General features: G+C 55.0%; 1 protein-coding gene. It reads right to left on the bottom strand.

The features are described 5' to 3' along the window. A partial coding sequence (locus tag Q5Y71_RS16645) for a hypothetical protein (protein WP_306043202.1) occupies positions 1–1,595 on the bottom strand: 1,595 nt, incomplete at its 3' end. Positions 1,596–2,165: the final 570 nt, after the last annotated feature.

Consider the following 2,165-nt stretch of genomic DNA (forward strand, 5'->3'; position numbering starts at 1 on the left):
TCGTCTCTCAGGCGGCTGTCGGCGGTTGCGCCGTACTCTTTGATCGAGCCGTTCGGGGTTTTTACCTTAAACCAGATTTTATTGGCAGTGTTTTTCTGTAATTCGATCAGGTAAAAACTGTCACGCAGGGTGCGGTACGTTGCCCCCGCCTGCCAGTGGGTGCCGGAAACCAATACCAGGGGTTCGCCATCCAGGCACAATGAGTCGACGGTAGTCAAGCGCACTCTATCACTGCTGGGCCGGTTGACCACACAGCGGCGAATATTGCTCAAGCCGCCCACGCGCCAGCCGTGACCGAGAATATCCTCCGGCAGGGCTTCATTCATGCGTTTGTTAAAACGGGCACTGGTATAGCGCAGGGACAGGTTCGGCTGCAGTCCGTTGACGCCGGGCGCCACCTGCACAGGTACCGTGATCTCGGCACTGCCGGAAGCGCTGACATCCGCATTGTACGCCAGGGTTCCAGGGGTGTCTGGAGCCTCGGTGGTTACTGCTGGAGGCTCATCGGTATGTTGCAGACTGTGCACCTTGACCCAGGGGCTCAATACGGATTTGCATGCAAAATCATTACAGGCATCCAGCTTGTAACGGTAACTGCCGGGGGCACTGCCGCCATCAAAATAGCTGGTGCCCGATGTAGTGACTACTGTCCGCCAGCAATTGCCATCGGACTCCACAACACAGCCACTCTCATTTTGTCCCAGGCGCATCCGCTTCAGCTGGTAACTGTTGGCGCCGACATTTGCCCAGGTGATGGTGTAATCCAGGTTGTAAACGTGATTGGGCAGGTTGTCGGAAAACCTGGGCGTGGGGGGCGTGGGCGGATTGAGCTGTTTGATCGGCGACCAGGGGCCACAGCCGGAGCTGTTACAGGCCCTGGCTCTGAATTTATAGACAGCGGCAGTGATATCCCGGCCGGTATTCGCCTTGCTGATAGTGACCGATGTGGTTTTTCCAAGATTGGACCCATCGAGACTGCCCACAAAAGGCACATAGCCATAGCCGCCGCCATCCACACTCCATTGCAGCTGGTAATGGGTGATAGGGTCGGAGGCATCGGGGTTACCCACAGAACTCCATTTTAATGAGAAACTGGGGCCGGGCAGTGTGCCGCCACCGGGCTCCAGCCATCCACTCACTCGCGTGGGGAAGTGTTTTACAGAAAGCGCCGAGGAGGTACGCCAGCCGCTGTACTGATAATAACTTCCGATGTTTGCATAGGCGCGCACCCGGTATCGATATTGGCCACTGGGCATAACGCCGGTGGTCGTGGGCAGTGCTCTTGTGCGGGTGCTCTTACTGACCCTGGGGCAGCTGCTGGTGGATTGCCAGGTACCGTTGACTTCCTGGCACCACTGGTAGCCACTGACTAGAGGCCCTTCACTGGACGCGCCCCAGGTGATGGTAAACTTGCCGTTGGTATCGGTGCTGCCGCTTTCAACCGTGTTGGATTGATAGCCAATACTGGCAGGCGTATTCGGCTTCAGTACCACAGTGATGGCATGTTCATCAATTTTCTCTTGACGGGGGGTGCAAATAGAAGGATCCGGAGGGCCGTCAATAGGTCCGCCGGGGCCGGGGGGATCCTCAATCACTCTCGGCCTGCACCAAGTACGCCAAAGTTCGTAGCGGTAGTTTCCGGTAGCAGAAACGGTTATTGCCTTAGTGCCCCCCCGCCAATCGCTTTGATTGATGGCAATTTGGCGCGTGTACTCTCCGTTTTTAAATTCATGGAGAAGGACCCACTGAGTGTGAAGCGCGCTGATGAGGCCATGGGTAAGAGAAAAGGTACCTGTGTTATTTGTGGTGGGGCCGGTTAAAGATGACGCCTCACCGGCCTTGGCCTGAAACCCCAAAAACAGCACCAGGCAAAACACCCAAAGAGTACGCAAGCGCATTTTTATTGTTCCAAAAGATATTTATGCCGCCATCCTAAATGAATCCCATCAAAAAAATCAATTACACGCTAATACAAATATTGGGTGGCTTTCTACGGATAACCTGCGATACGTGCATACCCAGTCCTCATTTAACAAAAACTGAGCCTGTCACCGGCTGTTGTATTTTTCTGCGCTTCTTCACCCTGCCCGATTTTTGTCGGTATCACCAAGTTCGTACAGTCGGCCTGCTAAAAAGCCGCCTCGGACCTTTGCGAAGCTCTGGCA

The organism is Microbulbifer sp. 2205BS26-8 (genome assembly GCF_030731025.1).
GTDB lineage: Bacteria > Pseudomonadota > Gammaproteobacteria > Pseudomonadales > Cellvibrionaceae > Microbulbifer > Microbulbifer spongiae.